Origin of the sequence: Streptomyces sp. NPDC002057 (assembly GCF_040296665.1) — a bacterium.
Lineage (GTDB): Bacteria > Actinomycetota > Actinomycetes > Streptomycetales > Streptomycetaceae > Streptomyces.
Genome location: NZ_JBEOXR010000111.1, coordinates 1 through 3,305, shown reverse-complemented (window position 1 = coordinate 3,305; position 3,305 = coordinate 1). Strand labels below are relative to the sequence as shown.

3 protein-coding genes and 1 pseudogene are annotated in these 3,305 nt (G+C 74.7%); 1 reads left to right on the top strand and 3 read right to left on the bottom strand.

Annotation, left to right across the window (positions count from 1 at the left end; translation table 11 throughout):
- Positions 1 to 1,873: hypothetical protein (locus tag ABT129_RS37920; RefSeq protein WP_351910812.1), on the top strand; the 1,873-nt coding region annotated here is incomplete at its 5' end.
- A gap of 142 nt (positions 1,874 to 2,015) precedes the next feature.
- On the opposite strand, the gene ABT129_RS37915 is transcribed toward ABT129_RS37920, so the two are convergent.
- The 3 genes and pseudogenes from ABT129_RS37915 to ABT129_RS37905 form a co-directional block, all read right to left on the bottom strand.
- Positions 2,016 to 2,210: a YneF family protein gene (locus ABT129_RS37915; RefSeq protein WP_351910810.1), complete on the bottom strand. Its 195-nt coding sequence runs from the start codon at positions 2,208 to 2,210 to the stop codon at positions 2,016 to 2,018.
- A 176-nt stretch (positions 2,211 to 2,386) separates the two neighbouring features.
- Complete coding sequence (locus tag ABT129_RS37910; RefSeq protein WP_351910808.1) at positions 2,387 to 3,178, bottom strand: ABC transporter permease; 792 nt, start codon at positions 3,176 to 3,178, stop codon at positions 2,387 to 2,389.
- Positions 3,175 to 3,305, bottom strand: a pseudogene (locus ABT129_RS37905) (ABC transporter); the annotation flags it as partial. The gene ABT129_RS37910 and the pseudogene ABT129_RS37905, both read right to left, overlap by 4 nt.

Here is a 3,305-nt window from a genome sequence, read left to right as displayed (position 1 = left end):
GGTGTTCAGAGGTGTTCTTTTCCTAACCCCCGCCGAGTCCCCGTACGGGTTGGGGGCGCCGGGCGCCTCCGGTGCGGTCCGGCGCCCGGGGCCCTCGCGGCCCGCGCAGCGGGGCAGCGAGCGGCCCGCCTACTCCTGGCTGCGGGCCACCGTCGTCCGGGCCGCGCTCCGCCCGCCGCGCCGCTTCGCACCGTCCCCGACGCTGCCCGTCGTCCTCGGCCTGAGGTTCTTCCCCCGCGCCGGCGGCTCCGACGAACTCGCCCTCGACCGCGCCCTGGCCGGTGCGACGCCCGAGGTCCGGGCCGCCCTCGCCCTGCGTACGCTCGAACGCCTTCCCGAGGACGCGGTCGGCCGTCTGCTCGCCGCCGCGGGCGTCGCCGATCCCGGCGCCGCCCTGCGCGCGGCCGACCGGCTCGGCGCCGCGACCGGGACCGATGTCACCGCCCTCCTCGGCAGCGCCGAGTTCGACCCGTGCACCGTCCACACCCGCCCCACCGACCTGTTGCGCCGCCGTCGGCGCCTCCGGCTCACCGCGCTCGCGGGCGCGGCGCTCCTCGTCACGACCACCCTCGTCACCACCGCCGGGCTCCGCTCCGGGACGGCGTCCGACCAGGCCGTATCACCGACCGACCTCTCCGCCGCCGCGCTCGCCCGGGCCCTCGATCCCGTCGCCCTCGTGCGCACCCCGGCCGAGCGCTGGGCCGACACCTCGCGCGTCGACCACACCGCCTGGCCCGCGCGGGGTGCCAGGACCGGCGACACCGCCCTGCTCCGGCGCGCCCTCGACGCCTGGTCCCGGGACACGGGCGCCGAGGTCCGGCGGACGGCCACGCCGGGCACCGCGACCGCGCCGCCCGCCGAACCGCCCCGGCTCCTCTACGCGGGAACGGTGGACGGCGCCGTCGTGGTCCTCCTCCACGACGGGCGCAGGCTCGCCCGGTACGCCGAACCCCGTGACGGAGACGGGCCCTCCCTCCTCGACCTCGCGCGGGTCGACGACGCCGACGTCACCACGGGAGCGGCCGTCGTGCTCAGCCGTACCCCGGGGCGTGCGCGCTATCTCCTCGCGCCCTGGATCGCCGAGGCGGGGGTACGGGACCTCCGGGCGCCCGGCACCGCCGCCCGCCCGCTGGAGGTCGCCCCGGACGGTGTCACCGCGCCCCTCCCGTACGACGGCCGGGCCGGGTGCTCGCGGGTCCCCGCGCTCCAGCTCACCTCGTCCTCCCGGATCGTCGAGGACCACGCCTTCCTCCTCGTCGACCTCGGGGAGCTGACCCCGGCCCACCTGACCTGGACACCCGGGCCGGGTACGGGGGCCCCGGCGCGGCAGCCGCGCGAGGCCACGGGCGAGCGGGGGCTCGCCGCCTGGGCGCGTTCGGCCTGCTCCCTGCCGGTCCTGCACGGCACGGGCGTCCGTTCGGTCAACCGCTGGGAGTACGCCGAGCAGCCGCTGCCCGAGCGGGCGGGGCGGGCCGTGTGGGTCTGCTCCCGCGTGGACACCTGGGAGGGGAGCGGCCGGGTGTCGGTCTCCTTCGAGGCACCTTCCGGCGCCGCCGGGACCGGGGCGCGCACGGTCGCGGAGCTGCGGGACACGGCCGCGTGCAGCCGCTTCGGCCAGCACGTGCTGGCGGGGGCCTACTGGACCGCGCCGTCGGGCACCCGCTACCTGCTCGCGGCGGGCAGCCGCCGCCTGACGGGTGTGACCGCCGGGGGAGCCGTCGCGGCCACCGCGCGGGGTCCGCTGCTGTCGGTCAGGGCGGGCGCGGAGGATGCGGAGGGCGTGGCGGGTACGGGCCCGGGCGCCGGGGCCGTACGCCTCACGGGCCGGCTCGCCGACGGCTCCACTCTCCCGGCTTTGACGGGACCGAGGTAACTCTTCCGGCTTTGACGGGCCCGAGGTCCTCCCGGCACTGACGGGGCCGAGATCTTCCTGGCCCCTGACGGGGCCGACCGGGCGGCTCGACCGAGTCGCCGGGTCCGAGTCGTGGTGTCCCGCCCCGGGGTGGGGGAGCGGGTCAGCGCCTGGCGCGTCGGCGGGCGATGAACAGGCCGAGGGCGATCCCCACGAGGAGGGTGACCGTGAGCACGGCCCAGAGGGGCAGCGTGACGGTGGGGATCCAGAGCCTGATGCTGACGGACCCGGTGTTGGCCGCGATGAACCAGATGGCCAGGCCGACGAGCACGAGGAATCCGACGGTGCGCAGACGCATGTCCCGGCCCTTGACCGTCACCGTCGAAGGGCCGTGCCGAGACGATCCTTTTTGTTGCATACGTTCCATTATCGGAGCGTCGGGCCGTTTCCTCGACTGCACGGAATCGCCGGCGGATTCCTGGCGGAATCCCGGCGTGTTTCCGGCGGGCTACGGAGGGGCGGTGCCCCTCCGGGTCACTTCGGGTCGCGGTTGAAGATCGACTTGGACCAGAAGTAGCCGAGGGCGGTGAGGGCGAGGCACCAGGCGAGGGCGAGCCAGCCGTTGTGGCCGATCTCGGTGCCGAGGAGGAGACCGCGGAGGGTCTCGATGGCGGGGGTGAAGGGCTGGTACTCGGCGATGGGCCGGAACCAGCCGGGCATCGTCTCGGCCGGGATGAAGGCGCTGGAGATGAGGGGCAGGAGGATCAGCGGCATGGCCATGTTGCTGGCCGCCTCCGGGTTGGGGCTGGCCATGCCCATCCCGACCGCGATCCAGGTGAGCGCCAGGGCGAACAGCGCGAGCAGCCCGAAGGCGGCCAGCCATTCGAGCGCCGTGGCGTCGGTGGACCGGAAGCCGATGGCCACGGCGACGGCGCCGACGAGGACCAGGCTGGCGAGCACCTGCAGCACGCTGCCGACGACGTGCCCGATGAGCAGGGAGCCGCGGTGGATGGCCATGGTGCGGAAGCGGGCGATGAGCCCCTCGTTCATATCCATGGAGACGGAGATCGCGGCTCCGATCACGGTGCTGCCGATGGTCATCATCAGCAGGCCGGGGACGAGGTAGGCGATGTAGTCGGAGCGGTCCGCGCCGCTGCCGCCGATGCCCGCGCTCATGACGTCTCCGAAGATGTAGACGAAGAGCAGCAGCAGCATGATCGGCGTCAGCAGCAGGTTGAGGGTCATGGACGGGTAGCGGCGGGCGTGCAGGAGGTTGCGGCGCAGCATCGTCGCCGAGTCGCGCACGGCGAGGGAGAGGGTGCTCATCGGACGGACTCCTTGGACGAGTGGGCGGGGGTGGTGGGGGTGGTGAGGGCGAAGAAGACGTCGTCGAGGTCGGGGGTGTGGACGGTGAGTTCGTCGGCTTCGATGTGGGCGGTGTCGAGGCGGTCGA

What these genes read in the sequence shown, in the direction of transcription:
- ABT129_RS37910 (WP_351910808.1), bottom strand. Translation starts at nt 3,178, where the DNA reads ATGAGCACCCTCTCCCTCGCCGTGCGCGACTCGGCGACGATGCTGCGC.
- ABT129_RS37915 (WP_351910810.1), bottom strand. Translation starts at nt 2,210, where the DNA reads ATGCGTCTGCGCACCGTCGGATTCCTCGTGCTCGTCGGCCTGGCCATC.